At 63.5% G+C, this 17,157-nt stretch carries 11 protein-coding genes; 8 read left to right on the top strand and 3 right to left on the bottom strand.

Annotated elements, in window-relative coordinates:
- The first annotated feature begins 204 nt into the window (after positions 1-204).
- Together trmB and NDY25_RS16290 are read left to right on the top strand one after the other, a co-directional pair.
- Positions 205-990: a tRNA (guanosine(46)-N7)-methyltransferase TrmB gene (trmB, locus tag NDY25_RS16295; RefSeq protein ID WP_168959889.1), complete on the top strand. Its 786-nt coding sequence runs from the start codon at positions 205-207 to the stop codon at positions 988-990.
- Between the two features lie 68 nt (positions 991-1,058).
- Positions 1,059-2,921, top strand: a complete 1,863-nt coding sequence (locus NDY25_RS16290) for an SLC13 family permease (RefSeq protein WP_023904931.1) — start codon at positions 1,059-1,061, stop codon at positions 2,919-2,921.
- Positions 2,922-3,053: 132 nt separating this feature from the next.
- Here the strand turns inward: NDY25_RS16290 and NDY25_RS16285 are convergent, their stop codons facing one another.
- Positions 3,054-3,395 carry a Rieske (2Fe-2S) protein gene (locus NDY25_RS16285; RefSeq protein WP_168959890.1) on the bottom strand — a complete coding sequence of 114 codons (342 nt, stop codon included), beginning with the start codon at positions 3,393-3,395 and terminating at the stop codon, positions 3,054-3,056.
- Between the two features lie 262 nt (positions 3,396-3,657).
- Here NDY25_RS16285 and NDY25_RS16280 point away from each other — a divergent pair, with 262 nt between their 5' ends.
- The 5 genes from NDY25_RS16280 (at position 3,658) to NDY25_RS16260 (ending at position 8,004) form a co-directional block, all read left to right on the top strand.
- A complete protein-coding gene (locus NDY25_RS16280) occupies positions 3,658-3,933 on the top strand; it encodes a hypothetical protein (protein ID WP_168959891.1) in 276 nt (91 codons plus the stop codon).
- A gap of 88 nt (positions 3,934-4,021) precedes the next feature.
- The gene (locus tag NDY25_RS16275; RefSeq protein ID WP_006448454.1) at positions 4,022-4,735 is read left to right on the top strand and encodes a fumarylacetoacetate hydrolase family protein; all 714 of its coding nucleotides are present in this window, start codon (positions 4,022-4,024) and stop codon (positions 4,733-4,735) included.
- Between the two features lie 60 nt (positions 4,736-4,795).
- Entirely contained in the window at positions 4,796-5,227 is a 432-nt protein-coding gene (mscL, locus tag NDY25_RS16270) for a large-conductance mechanosensitive channel protein MscL (protein ID WP_168959892.1), read from the top strand.
- A 110-nt stretch (positions 5,228-5,337) separates the two neighbouring features.
- The gene (locus NDY25_RS16265) at positions 5,338-6,756 is read left to right on the top strand and encodes a M20/M25/M40 family metallo-hydrolase (protein WP_168959893.1); all 1,419 of its coding nucleotides are present in this window, start codon (positions 5,338-5,340) and stop codon (positions 6,754-6,756) included.
- A 195-nt stretch (positions 6,757-6,951) separates the two neighbouring features.
- A complete protein-coding gene (locus NDY25_RS16260) occupies positions 6,952-8,004 on the top strand; it encodes a LacI family DNA-binding transcriptional regulator (RefSeq protein WP_168959894.1) in 1,053 nt (350 codons plus the stop codon).
- A gap of 238 nt (positions 8,005-8,242) precedes the next feature.
- On the opposite strand, the gene NDY25_RS16255 is transcribed toward NDY25_RS16260, so the two are convergent.
- Together NDY25_RS16255 and NDY25_RS16250 are read right to left on the bottom strand one after the other, a co-directional pair.
- Positions 8,243-11,179: a TonB-dependent receptor gene (locus tag NDY25_RS16255; RefSeq protein ID WP_168959895.1), complete on the bottom strand. Its 2,937-nt coding sequence runs from the start codon at positions 11,177-11,179 to the stop codon at positions 8,243-8,245.
- A 140-nt stretch (positions 11,180-11,319) separates the two neighbouring features.
- A complete protein-coding gene (locus tag NDY25_RS16250) occupies positions 11,320-14,787 on the bottom strand; it encodes a glycosyl hydrolase 2 galactose-binding domain-containing protein (RefSeq protein WP_168959896.1) in 3,468 nt (1,155 codons plus the stop codon).
- 219 nt (positions 14,788-15,006) lie between these two features.
- Here NDY25_RS16250 and NDY25_RS16245 point away from each other — a divergent pair, with 219 nt between their 5' ends.
- On the top strand, positions 15,007-16,971 hold the full coding sequence (locus NDY25_RS16245) for a glycoside hydrolase family 97 protein (RefSeq protein WP_168959897.1): 1,965 nt from the start codon (positions 15,007-15,009) through the stop codon (positions 16,969-16,971).
- Positions 16,972-17,157: the final 186 nt, after the last annotated feature.

The raw sequence follows: 17,157 nt of genomic DNA, 5'->3' as shown, positions 1-17,157 counted from the left end.
GTGCGGCGTGCCGGATGTTGCCGTTGCTAGATCGCGCGTTGCTGCGCGTGCGCCCTCACGCCGTACCCTCACCCCAACCCCCGCTCCGCGCCCCGGCCCACGCCTGCGTCGTGGGCGCTCCTATGCACGCGCGCCCACGGCGCGCAAGCTGTGCCTCCTCGCCCCGGTGGGAGAGGGGCTTTCGTTTTGCTGATGACTTAATTCATGACCGATCCGTTTACCAGTGACGGTGCCAAGATGCCGCCCAAGCCCTTCACCATCGAAGAGGGCCGCCGGCAGGTGCGCAGCTTCGTGCTGCGGCAGGGCCGCTTTACGCCGGCGCAGCAGCGCGCGTTCGATGAGTTGTGGCCGCGCTTCGGTCTGGACTACGTCGGGGCGCCGCGCGATTTCGATGCCGCCTTCGGCCGCGCCGCACCCAAGGTGCTGGAAATCGGTTTCGGCAACGGCGCAGCGTTGCGCTTTGCCGCGCAGCAGGATCCCGGCCGCGACTACATCGGCATCGAGGTACATGCGCCCGGCGTCGGCCGCTTGCTCAATGCCTTGCACGACGACGACAGCACGCATGTGCGCCTCTATCACCACGATGCGGTGGAAGTGCTCGAGCACGAAATCGCCGATGGCGCGCTGGACGAAGTGCGCATCTACTTCCCAGATCCATGGCACAAGAAGCGCCACAACAAGCGCCGCCTGATCCAGCCGGCGTTTGCGCAGTTGCTCGTGCGCAAGCTGCGCGATGGCGGCCGCCTGCACGCGGCCACCGACTGGGCCGATTACGCCGAACAGATGTGGGACGTGCTCGACGCCACACCGGGCCTGGTCAATCGCGCCGGCCCACGCGGCCATGTCGAACGCCCCGCCTGGCGCCCGCAGACCCACTTCGAAACACGCGGCCAGAAGCTCGGTCACGGCGTGTGGGATCTGGTTTACGACCGGGAATTGGGAATCGGGAATGGGGAATCGCAAGGGCAACTGCCTCCGGCATCCGGATAGCGTCCACCTGCGTCGGCCTTTCCCGCTTTTCCCATTCTCCATTCCCGACTCCCCATTCCCGGACCTCAATGGACACCGCGCTGACACTGACCAACGATATGAAGCTCGTCCTCGGGCTGGTCGGTTTCACGATGGCGATGTTTTTGTTCGAGCGCATCCGCGCCGATGTGGTGGCGTTGATCGTGCTGGTGGTGTTGGGCGTGACCGGGCTGGTGGCGCCGGAAGAACTGTTCGGTGGCTTTTCCGGTAACGCGGTGATGAGCATCATCGCCACCACCATTCTGGGGGCGGGGCTCGAGCGCACCGGTGCGTTGAATCGCTTGGCGACGTGGTTATTGAGGCGTTCGCACGGCAGCGAACAACGCTTGATGATGATGACGCTGGCCATCTCCGGCTTGAACTCGTCGTTCATGCAGAACCCGTCGGTGATGGCCTTGTATCTTCCGGTGGCCTCGCGGCTGGCCGCACGCACCGGGCTCACCCTGCAACGCATGCTGCTGCCGATCGCGGCGGCTATCGTGATGGGTGGCGCGCTCACCATGGTGGGCAATTCGCCACTGATCCTGCTCAACGATCTGTTGGTGTCGGCCAACAACAACCTGCCCTCGGGCATGGCCAGCATCGAGCCGTTGACGATGTTCGCGCCGCTGCCGATCGGCGTGGCCTTGCTGATCGCCGCACTGCTGTACTTCCGCTTCTACGGCGACCGCAAGCTGATCGAAGAAGAACGCCTGATCAACGAAGGCGTCACGCCCTCGCGCACCGAGAGCTACTTCGCCAAGACCTATGGCATCGACGGCGATGTGTTCGAACTTACCGTCAGCGCCGAAAGTCCGCTGGTCGGCATGACCCTGGGCGAGGCCGAAGCGCTGCACGACGCGCCCTTGCTGCTGGCGCTGAAGACCGGCAACGACACCCGCCTGGCGCCGCCGGCCGACATGCGCATCTGGGTCGGCAGCGTGCTCGGTGCGATGGGGCCGCGCCAGGAAGTGACCGACTTTGCGCAGAACCACTTCCTGCGCATGTCCTCGCGCTTGCGCAATCTGGGCGATCTGTTCAATCCCAGCCTGGCTGGTATTTCCGAAGCGCTGATTCCTCCCAACTCGCGGCTGATCGGCAAGACCGCCGCCGAGTTGCGCCTGCGCAAGCAAAGCGGCATCAGCCTGCTGGCGATCAACCGCGACAAGCAGGTGATCCGCGAAGACGTGCGCAATGTGCCGCTGCGTGGCGGCGACATGCTGGTGTTCCACAGCATCTGGCAGGACCTGGCGCAGGCGGCGGAAAGCCGCGATTTCGTGCCGGTGACCGACTTCCCCAAGGGCGAGCAGCGCCCGCACAAGTTCAAGATCGCGATGGCGATCTTCGCCTTCACCATCTTGATCGCGTTGACCTCGCGCCTGCCGGTGGCACTGACGCTGATGACCGGCGTGGCCTGCATGCTGGTCAGCGGCGTGCTGCGCATGGACGAGGCCTACGCCTCCATCAACTGGAAGACCATCTTCATGATGGCCGGCCTGATCCCGCTGGGCTGGGCGATGGACAGCAGCGGCACCGCAGCCTGGGTGGCCGGACACACCATCGACCGCCTGCCCGAAGGCGTGCCGGTGTGGGCGCTGGAAATCAGTCTGGCATTGCTGACCACTGCGTTTTCGCTGGTCATCAGCCATGTCGGCGCGACCATCGTGATGGTGCCGATCGCGGTCAATCTGGCGTTGGCGGCCAATGGCAATCCCACTGCATTCGCATTGATCGTGGCGTTGTCGGCATCCAACAATCTGATGACCGCCTCCAACCCGGTGATCTCGATGGTGGCCGGCCCGGCCAACTATCAACCGCGCGAGCTGTGGCGCGTGGGCGCGCCGCTGTCGCTGATCTACATCGTGGTGATGGTGTCGATGATCAACCTGATGTTCTGGTGGGCGGCGCGCTGAATCGGTGTAGCGGTTTTTAGCAGCACGCGAGCTGCAACGCGACCTGGCACGCAACCACCATAGATATCGCCGACACGCTGCACGCACTCGCCCGTGGCTTGCGCAACGTCGCTGCCGGAGGAGCCGAGCGACCTAGGCCAGGAAAACCTGCTCGCCCTCGATGCGCACCGGCACCGCCAACAGCGATTGACCGCGGCATGGGCCGCTGATGCATTCGCCGCTGGTGAGCTCGAAGGCCGCGCCATGCGCAGCGCAGACCAGATGGCCTTCCTTGGTCTTGAGGAACTGGCCGGGCGCCCAATCCAGTCGACGGCCGGCATGCGGGCACACGTTCAACCACGCACGCACCTGCGCGCCTTCGCGATACAACACCAGCGATTCCGGGCCGCCATCCCACACCGCTTCGACTTCCAGAAATCCTGCGTCGGGAATCTGCGCCAATTCGGCAAGCGTGGTGGGCGATGACGAAGACATGCGATCAGCCGATCGAGAACGAATGTCGATTGTGGCATGCACATGGATCGCTGCTGCACTGCACTATCGGCCGGATCAGCGCATCAGCGCACATCGACTGCCTCGTCCATCGCAGGCCGCAAGCGACGACGGGGCGGGCTTATACGCTAGGCCGAACGTGATGGCCGCCGCAAAACCAGAGTGCATTTAACGAACTTTTCACTCAATGACATGAAACCGCAACGATACTGCCTGCCTGTTTCCTGCCCGGCAACCCACCGCCATGCCTGCACGCATCTTCCAATTCGGCAACATTCACCACCTGTTTGCACCGCGCAAACCGCGTCATCCGTTGGTGCGCGTTACTGCGGGTCTGGCGGGTCTGGTCATTCTTGCGGTGTTGATCTTCTTCAGCGTGTTCGTCGGTGCGGCCATGATCCTGGGCGGTATCGCCTGGAAGTTGTTGAGCAAGTCCAATCGACGTGCGCCGCAGCAAGCACGCATGGTCGAAGCCGAATACCGCGTGGTGCGCAAGCCCGCGTTGCCCTTGTCGCACTGAGCGACGCTGCGCGCATGACGCGCAGATGGTGTTGTCGTACACCGCCAAACGGCTAGACTCACGCGTCCCGTTCTCCAAGGATGCGTGCATGACCCACGATGTGATTCCCGCCGCCGATGTTCCGCGCATTCCGGTGGTTGGTGGCGGCAACTTTCCGGTGCACCGCATCTATTGTGTGGGCCGCAACTTTGCCGATCACGCGCGCGAGATGGGCGCCACCGCGCCTGCCTCCAAAGCCGAACGCGGCCAGCCGACGTTTTTCATGAAGCCTGCCGACGCGATCGTGGTCGGTCACGGCGACCACATTCCGTATCCGCCCGGTACCAAGGAACTGCACCACGAAGTGGAGCTGGTGGTGGCATTGGGCCGCGATGCGCCGGCCGGCGAGTTGCCGGTGGATCAGGCCGAAGCCCTGATCTATGGCTATGGGGTGGGATTGGATCTGACCCGTCGCGATCTGCAGGCAGCCGCCAAAGCCAAGGGCCTGCCGTGGGACATCGCCAAGGGCTTCGATCATTCCGCTCCCGTCAGCGAGCTGGTGCATGCCGGCGAGGTGGGCGCGCTGGACGCGTTGAATCTGTCGCTGGAGGTCAATGGCGAAGTGCGCCAGCAATCGCTGCTGGATCAGATGATCTGGAATGTGCCGGAGATTCTGCATGAGCTCTCCAAGCTCTATGCATTGCGCGCGGGCGATCTGATTTTCATGGGCACGCCGGCCGGTGTCGGTCCGTTGCTGCCCGGCGATCAGTTCAGCGCCCGCCTGGAAAACGTCGCCGAGCGCCACGGCATCATCGCGGGCTGACACGCAGCCCGCTACGATCTGATTGCGGCAGTTGGTCCGCGACCGCATCTGGAGTGCGCTATGGGAATGGTCAGCGAATTCAAGCAATTCGCGATGCGTGGCAATGTCATCGACCTGGCGGTCGGTGTGGTCATCGGTGCGGCGTTCGGCAAGATCGTCACCGCGCTGGTGGAGAAGATCATCATGCCGCCGATCGGCTGGGCCATCGGCAATGTGGATTTCTCGCGGCTGGCGTGGGTGCTCAAACCGGCCGGCGTGGATGCCACCGGCAAGGAAATCCCGGCCGTGGCCATTGGCTATGGCGATTTCATCAACACCGTCGTGCAGTTCGTGATCATTGCCTTTGCGATCTTTCTGGTGGTCAAGCTGATCAACCGCCTCACCCAGCGCAAGCCGGATGCTCCCAAAGGCCCGAGCGAAGAAGTGCTACTGCTGCGCGAGATTCGCGACTCGCTGAAGAACGACACGCTGAAGATGCCAGGCGTGCCGTAAGCGGACACATCCGCTGCGCAACTTCGCGCAGGAGGATGACCTTTCGCACGCAGACGGGGGACCTCGCGCTGATAAGCTCGGGGTCCCCCTTGTCGTTGGAGCCGCCCTGCATGCGTCGTCTCGCTGTCGCCATCTCTGCCCTACTCGCTTGCGCGCCCGCGCTGGCCGCACCAACCACCATCGCCGATAGCGCGCTGCGCACCGCCGCACAGCTGCGCGAGCAGGCGTTGGCCGACAGCACCGGCTTTGCAGTGGTGGAATCGTTGACCACCGAAGTGGGCCCGCGGATTGCCGGCGGCGAAGCCGATCCGCGCGCGGTGGCCTGGGCCAAGGCCAAGTTCACCGCGCTGGGCTTCGACAAGGTGTGGACCGAGCCGGTGACGTTTCCCAAGTGGCAGCGCCGCAGCGAGCAGGCCACGGTGATCGGCGCGCATGCGCAGCCGTTGCACATCACTGCGCTGGGCGGCAGCCCGGGCGGCACCGTCGAAGGCGAGGTGGTGCGCTTCGAAAATCTTGCCGCATTGCAGGCTTCGCCGGCCGGCTCGTTGACCGGCAAGATCGCGTTCGTCGATTACCAGATGACCAAGGCGCGCGACGGCCAGGATTACCGCAACGGCGGTGCGGTGCGCAGCAAGGGCCCATCGGAAGCGATTCGCAAAGGCGCAATTGGATTTGTGATGCGCTCGGCCGGCACCGACTCGCACCGCGTGCCGCATACCGGCATCACCCGTTTCGATGAAGGCGTGACGCCGGTACCGGCAGCGGCGTTGTCGGTGCCCGATGCCAATCAGCTCGCGCGGCTCACCGCGCTGGGCAGCACGCGTCTACGGTTGGCGCTGGATTGCGGTTGGGACGGCACGGCGACCTCGTACAACGTGATCGGCGAAATCACCGGACGCAGCAAGCCGAAGGAAGTGGTGGTGATCGGCGGGCATCTGGATTCGTGGGATCTGGGCACCGGCGCGATCGACGATGGTGCAGGCGTTGCGATCACCATGGCCGCAGGCCACTTGATCGGCCAACTCAAGCAGGCGCCCAAGCGCACGATTCGCGTGGTGGCCTTCGCCAACGAGGAGCAAGGCCTGTATGGCGGCAAGGCGTACGCGGCCGCACACGGCAAGGATGCCAAAGACATGGCGCTGCATCAGATCGGCGCAGAGAGCGACTTCGGCGCCGGGCGCATTTATGCGTTCAACACCGGCTCGGCGGCACCGGAAGAATCACGTGCGGCGACCCAACAGATCGCCGAGGTGCTCGCACCGCTTGGTATCGCGTATGAGCCGAGCAAGGGCGGCCCCGGCCCTGATGTCGGCCCGATCTCGGCTAAGGGTGGCGCGTGGGCATGGCTGGCGCAGGACGGCACCGACTACTTCGATCTGCACCACACCGCCGACGACACCCTGGACAAGATCGACCCAAAAGCGCTCGCGCAAAACGTGGCTGCCTACACGGTGTTTGCGTATCTGGCGGCCGAGGCGGATGGCGATTTCGGTAGTCGTGCGAAGGTCGTGCAACCGCCGAGCGAGTAAATGCGTTTGAAGACGTCCGCGGGCGGACGTCGGTTGAGCACAGGCGGCACAGATGACGCGCACGCTGTGCGTTATCTGTGTCCACTAGCGAACATCGACAGCGCCGATTGCCTGCGGCGACGCATGTTTTGAGTTGCTGCAGAGTTCAAACGCACCACCTGCCCTTTCGCTTCCACTCCAGGACGAGCACACACGATGGCGGCCAAGCGGCAACGCAGTGCGAATACTGCAGCGACTCTGCTGGATGTCGCCAAACACGCCGGCGTCTCGCCGATGACCGCCTCGCGCGTCATCAACCGCCATCCGCATGTCGGTGAAGACATGCGGGTGCGCGTGGAAGCCTCGGTGCAGGCGTTGGGCTACCGGCCCAACCTGGCCGGCCGCTCGTTGCGCACCAGCGGGCTATTGCGTATCGGTGTGCTGTACAGCAATCCCAGCGCCGCGTATCTCAATCAATTCATGCTCGGCCTGCTCGAACAGAGCAGCCTCAATGGCAGCCAGGTCTTGGTGGAAAAATGCGGCGCCATCCGCAGCCAGCGTGCCGCGACCGAGCGCTTGTTGGCGGCCGGCGTCGACGGGGTGATCCTGCCACCGCCGTTATGCGATTCGCGCCAGACCATCGCCGAACTCGATGCACGCGGCATCCCGGTCGTTGCGGTGGCCAGCGGCGCGCCGATGGCGCAAATCAGCTCGGTGCGCATCGACGATTATCAGGCCGCGCGCGCCATCGTCGATCATCTGATCGAACTGGGCCATCGCCGCATCGCCTTGATCAAGGGCGACCCCAAGCACACCCCGAGCGCGTTACGCGCCAATGGCTATCTCGACAGCTTGCAGGCCGCAGGTTTGACGGTGGCCGAGGAGTTGATCGCCGAAGGATTATTCACCTATCGCTCCGGCCTGCTCGCCGCAAGCAGCCTGCTCGCGCAAGCGCAACCGCCCACCGCCATTTTCTGCAGCAACGACGATATGGCCGCAGCGGCCGTTGCGGTGGCACACGGCCTGGGCTTGCGCGTGCCCGAGGACGTGTCGGTCGCAGGCTTCGACGACACCCCGGTGGCCACCACCATCTGGCCCGAGCTCACCACCGTGCATCAACCGGTCACCGCGATGGGACGCGCCGCAGTGTCGCTGTTGGCCGATGCAATCCGTCAGCGACGCAAGGGCGATACCGCACCGGGCGTGCATCAGGTGATGAAGTACACCGTGGTCAAGCGCGGATCCACGGCGGGTCCGCCGGCACGGTAACCGCTACATCGATCCGCAGCGTATGAGGCCTGTGCCATTACGCACAAAAAAGCGGCCGCATCGCTTCCCGACGATGCAGCCGAATGGGAGGGTGCCCGACGTTTCCATCGGGCGTACTGCAGCGCCGCATTCAACGGCGACGGGAAGAAAGCGCAATGACCGCTTGGCGAGTGGACAACAAGCAAACATGTGCGACACAGCGCGTGGGTGCGCCGTGTCGCACAACGGTGCAAGCGAATCAGAAGCGCAGACGCAAACCCGCGTAATAACGACGCTCGAAGATGTTCTGGTCGTAGTAGTGATTGGTCCACTGCGCGTACCGGCGTTCGCTTTCGCCGGTGAGGTTGGTGGCCTGTGCGTACAGCGTCAGGTGGTCGTTGACGTCGTAGCTCAAGGACGCATCGAGATAGCCCACATCGTCGTTCCAGATCGCCAGCTCATCGCCCCAGGCCCCGCTGTTGACCTGGCTGAAGCGCTTGCTACGCCAGTTGTAGGCCACGCGTGCCTGCAGCTTGTCCTTCTGGTACCACAGCACTGCATTGGCCTGATGCTTGGAGTTATCGCCGATCGGCAGCGTGTTGCCGTCGATATCGGTGTTGTCGGTGTCGGCATCGGAGAAGGTGTAATTGATGTTGGTGCCGAAGCCGCTGAGCCAGCCGGGCAGGAAATCGAACGCCTGTTGGTAGCCGATTTCGAAACCCTTGATCTTGCCGCCGCCGCCATTGACGATGCGCTCGACCGTGCCGCCCTGACGCACCACGCCATCGGCGTCAGGCAACAGTTCGATATTGGTCACGGTGGTGGGAAACGACTTCACATCGATCAGGAACGCACCCACGCTGATCAACGAGGCATCGGCGAAATACCATTCCCACGAGGCGTTGTAGTTGGTGGCGCGATACGGATCGAGATCCGGATTGCCGGAGCGGCCGTTGAGGAACAGCACCGCATCCGAGGGCAACGACGGATTGCGCGGCGGTGTGCCGTTGACCGCATAGAAGCTCACCAGGCCGCGACCGAGATCGGGCAGATCCTGGCGCGCCACCGCCTTGTTGTAGGCAAAGCGCAGCTTCTGCGCGTCGGTGATATCCAGCGACAGGTTGGCGGTAGGCAGCACATCGGTGTATTGGCGATTCAGACGATTGGTACCGATCGCCGGGCTGACCCCGTTCCACTCGACATTGCCAATAAACACATTGCCGCTGCTCAGATACTGATCGATCGCCAGCTTGGTCTGCACGATGCGTGCGCCGATGTTCGCCGTCCACGGCACCGCACTGCCGGTGCCGCCTTCCAGATTCGCCAGAAAGTACGCCGCGGTGCTCTTTTCGGTGACCTTGTACGAATCGGCGGCCTGCTGGTAGGCCACATTGCCCGGGTACAGGCTGTTGAGATAGCCCACCGGGTCCTTCATGACCTGCGGGTTGATCGCCGGCAGGCCCTGGCTGCCCAGGCCGGTGACCTTGAGCGGATCGAAGTCGTTGAAGTACGCCCAGTAACCGGGGATCGAATTGAACGGCAGCAGGCGCGCTTCGGAGACGCCGCTGCAGGTATCCACGATCAGCGGATCCTTGAAGTAATACAGCGAGCGGTTCGGGTCTGCGCAGCTGCTCGACACCGGCGACAGGTAGCGATAGGTGTCCAGCTTGACCTCGCGCTCGCCGTAGCGAATGCCGAACTGGAAGCCGCGCACCACGCCCTCATCGAACTCGAAGGTACCGTCGGCGCGGAACGCGTCCATCGTCGCTTCAATCTTGTTGCCCTGCGCCCAGGTGGACATCAGCTGCCAGTTGTCCGGGTTGGACACATCGGTGCCGAGGTTGACCGCCGGATAGGTGCCACGGAAATCCACCGAGGCATCCACCGTTGGCAAGCCATTGGCGTTTGCCCATTGCGTCACGCCACCGGCGCGGGTGATCTGGTCGCCGCGCGTCACTACGGCGTCGGCGCGCGCTTCGTCGTAGGTGCGCTCGGCATCGCCGTGCACCCAACGGAACGACGCGCGAAACGGGCCGCCATCGTCGAAGCGGAGTTCCAGATTGGTGTTCAACGCATTCGAATCGGCCACACCGGCCATGGAATGCGCTTGAAAGCGGTTGTAGCGGAACTGGCCATATTCGAGCACGCCATTGGAATCGACCACCGACCCCGGCTGCAGCTGATTGGTTGCCCAGCCGGTATGCAGCTGCGCGGCCACCGAGGTGTCCTGGTCTTCGAGCTTGGTGTAGGCCGCATCGGCCAGCACCGTCCATGACTCGTTGATGTTGAACTGGAACGAGCCGTTGACGCCGGTGCGCTGGCGATCGGTGCTGCGGTTGTCCAGTTCGGTGGCCACCCAGTTGTAGAAATAATCGCGCGGCAGATTGCTCGGGTCGGTATTGCTGCCGATGCGTCCATCGCCGTTGAAATCGAAGCCCACGTTCTGCTCGGTGGATTTCTGCGCGCCGTTGGAATACACGCTGGGGTGCTTGTTTTCCAGCGTGGCATCCGAATACGACACCGCCAGCAATGCCCCCCAACGCTCGGTGCGGAAGCTGGCCAGACCCGAGTACAGCTCGTTGAGTTCCTGCACGCGATCGCCGTAGGACCCTTCGGCCTGGCCACTGAAGGTCCAGCCTTCCGGCAGATCGAACGGGCGGCGCGTCTTCAGCGACACAGTCCCGCTGATACCGCCATCCAGATCGGCGGCGGTGGGCGATTTGATCACATCAACGCCACTGAACAAGGTCGGCGGGATGTCGACAAAATCCGGCTGCGCACGGCCAATATTGGGCTGGCCATATTGGTCACCGCCACCGGCGCTCAAGTACAACTCACCGTTCATGGTGGTCTGCACCTGCGGCATGCCGCGAATATTGAGCTGCGAGCCTTCGCCGGCCGAGCGCCGGATCTGCACGCCGGGCACGCGTTGCAGCGAATCGGTGATGGTGACGTCGGGCAATTTGCCGATGTCTTCGGCAGAGATCGAATCGATGATCTGCGCCGCAGTGCGCTTGTTCTCGATGGCCTCGGCCTGCGCGCCGCGCACGCCTTTGACCATGACCTTGTCCAGTTCGGTGACGCCAGGAGTGGTGCTGGCGTCCTGCGCGTTGACGCTGCCGGCAAGCAAGGTAAGCGCTGCCGCGAGTGCGGCAACCAATGGGGTGTGACGGGTGTTCGCATGCAGCTTGTTCATGGTCCCCTCCCAGGGATGACGACAATCCACGACCGTTTCGAATGGCATTGCAGGCACGGCAATGCGGTATTGGCTGACGCGCGATCTGCACGTCAGTGCGAGCGTCGTGCGGGGCACGACGCGGCAACTTGCTGGCGCTGTTACGGAAGCCCGTTGGCAACGCCTGTTGATGGTTCGACATTCCAGCCGCGCACTTGCAGCGTGGCATTGCGCAAGCTCGCCGCAGACGGACCGCGAATCTCCACCTCGCGCTGCTCGCCTGGCACCAGACTCAGATAGTTGTCGCTGTAATACGCCGGCAGGATGCGCTGGCCTTGCGCATCCACCAGGGTCAGCTTGGTATTGAGCGCAACCTGCTGCGATGCATTGCGCACGGTGGCGCGCAGCACCGGCTCCGCACCGTCCTGCAACTGCGTACTGAGCTGCACCGGCACTGCCGCCAACGCATCCAGGCCGCGCATGGCGGCCGCATCGCGCGCGACCCAATAGAAATTACGTGAGCGCACGACGGCGTCGCGGTCGAGCAATTGCAGCCGCACAAAGCCCAGCCCGTTGGTGTCCTTGAGCAACGGCGCCAATTGCAGCACCGGTGCCGACACCGCAACGGCGGCCGCATCCAGCGCTTGCTCGCGCTGCTGCAGCAACCTGCCATCGGCCGCATAGACATCCGCACGTACACGCAAGCCACTCACCGGCTCGGTCGCGTTATTGACCACCACCACCTCATGGCCGGGCAGGTTCATCTGCACATGCAGCATCTCTGCCGCATTGCGCACGCCGTAATAGGCGGCGTGGGTGTCGTAGTCGTGGCTGTAGATCTGCCACATGTTGCTGGGCCAGGCGGGATGGCTCATCCATAGCAAGCGCCCGCTGTTCTTGCTCCACAGGTGCGCGTTGAAACCCTCGAAGATGGCGCGGTGCGTGTCGTAATTGAGCAGCTGCGCCTTGCGTTCGAAATCGGCCAGGCTGGTCGGCGCGCCGAGCTTGTCGGTGAGCGTGCGCATGAAGCTGTTGGTGTCGCCATTACCGGACTGGTGCCAGTCGTGATACGCCCACGCATCGCCGATCGGCCACTGATCCTGCACGGCAGGAACCGAGGCCTTGAACGACTCCAGGGTGGAGAACGAGGGCGTGCCCACTTCCACCGAAAAACCTTGCGCCAACTTGTTGAAGTACGCCACCGGCTCGCGGTAGTTGTACGGCCCGCTGACCTGCAGGTTGATCTCGTTGGAACTGCCGGTGTACCAGCGCGTGCCATCGAGTTCGGCAACCAGTGTGTCCAGGCCTTCGTTGAGGATGGGAGCTGGCACGCCTTCGTTACGCCCGAACCACAGCACGATGGAAGGATGATTACGGAAGCGCTTGATCACCTCGGCGGCATTGTCCAGAAACAGCGCCGCGTCGGCCGGCTCGAGGTTGTAGTTCTGGGTGGACTGCCAGAAGTCGTTGAACACCAACATGCCGTATTCGTCGGCCAGCTCGAAGAAGCTGGCTTCGGTGTTCTGCCCCACCCAGTTACGCACCACATTGAAATGCGCATCGCGCTGCAGACGGAAGTACGGCTCCAGCCGCTCGCGCGAAACCCGCTTGCGCCAATCGTCCATGCCCCAGTTGCCACCCTTCACCGCAATACGCACGCCGTTGATGCGCAACGCCAGATGCGGGGCCAAGCTGGTGTCGTCGAGTCGCTGCACCGCGGGCGAAGACAACGCGCCGGGATACAACGATTGCGCATTGCCACCGGGTACCGGCCGGATCGCGGCATGCCGCACGTCGACGATGCGCTCGCCACGTTGCCGGGCTTGATTGAGATCGACCAGCACGCGACGCAGCGCGCCATCGTCGTCGAACAACGACAGCTCGTAAGTGACCTGGCGAATACCGAAGCGCAGCTGCTGCGTGTCCGAGCGTGCGCCGGCAATATCGAAGCCGGCCTGCAAGGTATACAGCGCAGGCTCGCCATAGCCGTTGGGCCACCACAGGCGCGGATTGGCGATGATCAACTGCGGCGTATCGGCAGCGCTGAGCCTGAGCGTGCTGCCACCGGCCGGCACCGTGACCTCGCGCTGGATGCGCACATCGCCGAAGGCCAGCTGCAACGTGCCCTGCACTGCTGCGTTGGTGTCGTTGCGCAGTGGCACGCTGACCTCGAGTTCCGCGCGGTGATGATCCGGTGCCAGCCGCGCGGTGACCACTTGCGTATCACCGAGCGCCACGGGACCTGTTGCATGCAACTGCACGTCCTGCCACAGACCGGCATTGCGATCGCGCACCGCCGGAATCCAGTCCCAGCCTTCGCTGGCGATAAAGGTAGGCCCGTCCAGCGCCTGCATACCGCCATTTTCGCCGACGCCCGCCGTCATCGATTGTTCGTGTGCGATGCCCGGATGCGGCGGCGGCGACACGCGCACTGCAATGACATTCCTGCCCGGCGTGAGCTGCTTGCTGACATCGAAGCGGCCGCGCGCGAATGCACCCCGGGTGCGCCCGACCTGGGTGCCGTTGACCCAGATTTCGCCGGCATAGTTGATGCCGTTGAACAACAATTCCAGTTGCTTGCCTTGCAGTGCCGCAGGCACATCGAAACTGCTGCGATACCACCAGTCCTGCCGGCTCAACGATTCGGGAATCGCCATATTGTTGAGGCCGATATCCGGATCCGGATACACGCCGCGATCCACCAGCGTGGTGAGCACCGTGCCCGGCACGGTCGCGGCGCGCCACGTGGCCTTGCCCGCTGCGTAATCGCTGTGCGACAGCGTTGCACCGGTAGCTTGACCAAGGTCCGCTGCCGCAGCCAACTGCCATGCCCCGACCCGCCATGACGCGGCATCCAGCGGCTGCAGCGCCGGTGCGTTCGGCACTGGCTTGGCAACCGGCGTCGAGAAGGCCGCCGCGCTGCGTGGCAAGGTCGCCGCGGGCTGCGGCGCAAGCTGCCCAGCCATCTGCTTGACCTGCACACGCCAGCCAGGCGACGCATCTTCAAAGCGCTGCAACGCAGGATCCGGCACCTGCCTTGCAAGCCGCGCGATGGCTGCCTCATCCAGTGCACCCGCCTGCGCGGTAAAGCCCGCAATCTCCCCACCGAAGTGGTGTGTGTACGCGGCCGGTTGCTGACGCGGGCCGAATACCAACGTTGGCGCAACCGCGAGCTGCTGCACCTTGCCGCTGGCAACCTCACGGCCATTTGCATACAGCGTCAGACGCGTGCCTTGTGCAACTGCGGCGACGTATGTCCACGTCCCTGCGCGCAGCGTCTGCTTGCTGCGCAGCACGTTGTCGCCACCCTGCACAAAGCCGAGCTTGCCATCGTCGACAACAAAATAACGGCCAGTGCCTTCCGGATCGCCCACACCGGCGATCAACGCAGGGCCAGTGCTCTCCTTGGCAGGGCGCACCCAACCGGACACGCTCCAATCGGCGTTGGCGGCAAGCAGCGGCGTATCGGCGGCGAGCTTCTTGGTCAGCCCCAGCCCGCCCGCAAGCACGCGCACATCGTAAGGACCCGGCGGATCGTAGGCAGGCGCAGCCTCCACTGCAGTCCAACCGATGCAACCACACAACAACCACAGCGCTCCACGGCGGAACGCCTTGCGAACCATCAGCATTAGAGGCCTCTCCCAAGCTCTACTGCCAAACAACGGTGCACATCGCCGGACGCAACCAACAAGACGACTCGCAACTGTCTTGTCGCTTTGCTTTCAAGTGATGCCGCCCGTGGCTGCCGCCCCTGTTTCAGCGGCCATGGTGCGAGGTAACGTTACCCCAGGTAGATACCGACAACAACCTTTCTGCGTTAGGGTTGGCGCTCCCAGGAGGAGGGACTCATGCGAAACCTGATCCAGTCCGCATTACCGGCGGCATGCGCATTGCTGTGTGTGATCGCTGCGCCGGTTGCAGCACAGAGCTTGCGTGTGCAATCGCCCGACGCACGTACGCAAGTGGAATTCACCTTACGCGAGGGCGGCATTCCAACCTATCGCGTGCTGTATCGCAACAAAGTAGTGCTCGACGATGCACCGCTTGGGCTGGATCTGGGCAGGGCCAATAAGCTCGGCCGCGATATGACGCTGCAAAGCAGCACCACCGAAACGCATGACAGGCAGTTCGCCTTGAGCGTGGGCAAGACGCGCCAGGTGCGCGATCACTATCGCCAGTTGCGCGTGCAGTTGTCCGATGCACAACAGCGGCGAATCACAATCGAGTTGCGCACCTACGACGATGGCGTAGCACTGCGTTACGTGCTGCCCGACGCCGGTGAAGTGCGTATTCGCAATGAGCTCACCAGCTTTGCATTTCCGCGCGATTACGCATGCTGGACATTGAATCTCGGTCGCTTCGGCACCAGCCACGAGGGCGAATACGATGCGATCGCCGCCTCGAAGTTGCGCCCGCACAATCTGCTTGAATTGCCGCTGGTGTGCCAGACCGATGCGAAAGGCACCACGCTGGCGATTGCCGAGGCCAACCTGCGCGATTACGCCGGCTTGTATCTCACCGGCCGCGAGGATGGTGGGCTGGGTGTGTCGGCGAAATTATCGCCACGCCTGGACGACCCCAAGCTGGCGGTCGATTTCGATGCCAAAGGCCGCGATTTCGCCACGCCATGGCGGGTGATCATGCTCGGCGACAGCCCGGCCAGCCTGATCGAATCCAACCTGATTTCCACACTCAATCCGCCGCCTGCCTTCGATGCCAGCTGGGTGCATGCAGGCAAATCGGCGTGGGATTGGTGGTCCGGCTCGCTGGCCAGCGGTGTGGCGAACCCCGGCATGAATACCGCCACCATCCAGCGCTATATCGATCACGCGCAGCAATTGAAACTGCAATACATGCTGATCGACGACGGTTGGTATTTCGGCAGCACCGGCGATGGCCAGTACAACGTCGATGCCGATATCCGCAGGCCGGTGGAGCAACTCGATCTGCCGGGCCTGGTGGCCTATGCACGGCAGCGCGATGTCGGGCTGTGGCTATGGGCGCACTGGCGCGCGCTCGATGCGCACATGGACGAAGCGCTTGCGTGGTATCAGCAGCTCGGCATCAAGGGCATCAAGGTCGACTTCATGGACCGCGACGATCAGCAGATGGTGGATTTCTATCACCGCCTGCTCGCCAAGGCCGCCAAACACAAATTGCTGGTGGATCTGCATGGCGCCTATCACCCCACCGGCTTGACCCGCACCTACCCCAACTACCTCACGCAGGAAGGCGTACTCGGCGCCGAATACAACAAGTGGACCACGCGCATCACCGCCACGCATAACCTCACGTTGCCGTTTACGCGCATGTTGCTCGGGCCGATGGACTACACGCCCGGCGGATTCCGCAATGTGCGCCCGGCCGACTTCAAGGCGCAGCACATCGCGCCGCAAGTGATGACTACGCGTGCGCAGCAACTGGCGATGTATGTGGTCTACGAAAGCCCGTTCGCGGTGGTGGCCGATAGCCCGGAGCAATACGAAAACGTGCCGGCAGCGCAGTTCCTGCGCGATGTGCCGGCAAGCTGGGACGAGACGCGGGCATTGGACGGTGCCATCGGCGAACACATCGCACTGGCGCGGCGCAGCGGCAAGGACTGGTATGTGGGCGCGATGACCAACGAGCAGGCACGCACGCTGACCTTGCCGTTATCGTTTCTGGGCAAGGGCACCTGGACCGCGACCATCTACGCCGATGGCGAGGCGCCGACAGAAGTGCGTATCGACACGCGCGAGCTCACACGTAACGACACGTTGCAGCTTGCGCTGGCTGCAAGCGGCGGCGCTGCAGTGAGGCTGCAAAAAAAGTAAGAACAGCCATGCTTATGGCGGAGTGACCGTGCACACCTTTGCGCATTGGCAATACGCCGTACGCAAGGGTGTGCATGACCATCGACATGGCATCCGCTTAGCGCATTGCGCTTGGCGTGTGCCTGATGTCACGCAATGCGTGTTTGCCGATATATTCCCTTTTTAGACAGTTAGGATGCGCACGCC

The sequence above is a fragment of the Xanthomonas hortorum pv. pelargonii genome (genome assembly GCF_024499015.1).
Taxonomy (GTDB): domain Bacteria; phylum Pseudomonadota; class Gammaproteobacteria; order Xanthomonadales; family Xanthomonadaceae; genus Xanthomonas; species Xanthomonas hortorum_B.
The sequence above is the reverse complement of the archived record's forward strand: the minus strand, read 5'-3'. Positions and strand labels throughout refer to the sequence as shown.

Bases quoted from the DNA above. Each gene is read 5' to 3' on its own strand.
- NDY25_RS16275 (WP_006448454.1), top strand. From the start codon at position 4,022: ATGACCCACGATGTGATTCCCGCCGCCGATGTTCCGCGCATTCCGGTG.
- NDY25_RS16285 (WP_168959890.1), bottom strand. From the start codon at position 3,395: ATGTCTTCGTCATCGCCCACCACGCTTGCCGAATTGGCGCAGATTCCC.
- NDY25_RS16255 (WP_168959895.1), bottom strand. From the start codon at position 11,179: ATGAACAAGCTGCATGCGAACACCCGTCACACCCCATTGGTTGCCGCA.
- NDY25_RS16280 (WP_168959891.1), top strand. From the start codon at position 3,658: ATGCCTGCACGCATCTTCCAATTCGGCAACATTCACCACCTGTTTGCA.
- NDY25_RS16250 (WP_168959896.1), bottom strand. From the start codon at position 14,787: ATGCTGATGGTTCGCAAGGCGTTCCGCCGTGGAGCGCTGTGGTTGTTG.
- mscL (WP_168959892.1), top strand. From the start codon at position 4,796: ATGGGAATGGTCAGCGAATTCAAGCAATTCGCGATGCGTGGCAATGTC.
- NDY25_RS16265 (WP_168959893.1), top strand. From the start codon at position 5,338: ATGCGTCGTCTCGCTGTCGCCATCTCTGCCCTACTCGCTTGCGCGCCC.
- trmB (WP_168959889.1), top strand. From the start codon at position 205: ATGACCGATCCGTTTACCAGTGACGGTGCCAAGATGCCGCCCAAGCCC.
- NDY25_RS16290 (WP_023904931.1), top strand. From the start codon at position 1,059: ATGGACACCGCGCTGACACTGACCAACGATATGAAGCTCGTCCTCGGG.
- NDY25_RS16260 (WP_168959894.1), top strand. From the start codon at position 6,952: ATGGCGGCCAAGCGGCAACGCAGTGCGAATACTGCAGCGACTCTGCTG.
- NDY25_RS16245 (WP_168959897.1), top strand. From the start codon at position 15,007: ATGCGAAACCTGATCCAGTCCGCATTACCGGCGGCATGCGCATTGCTG.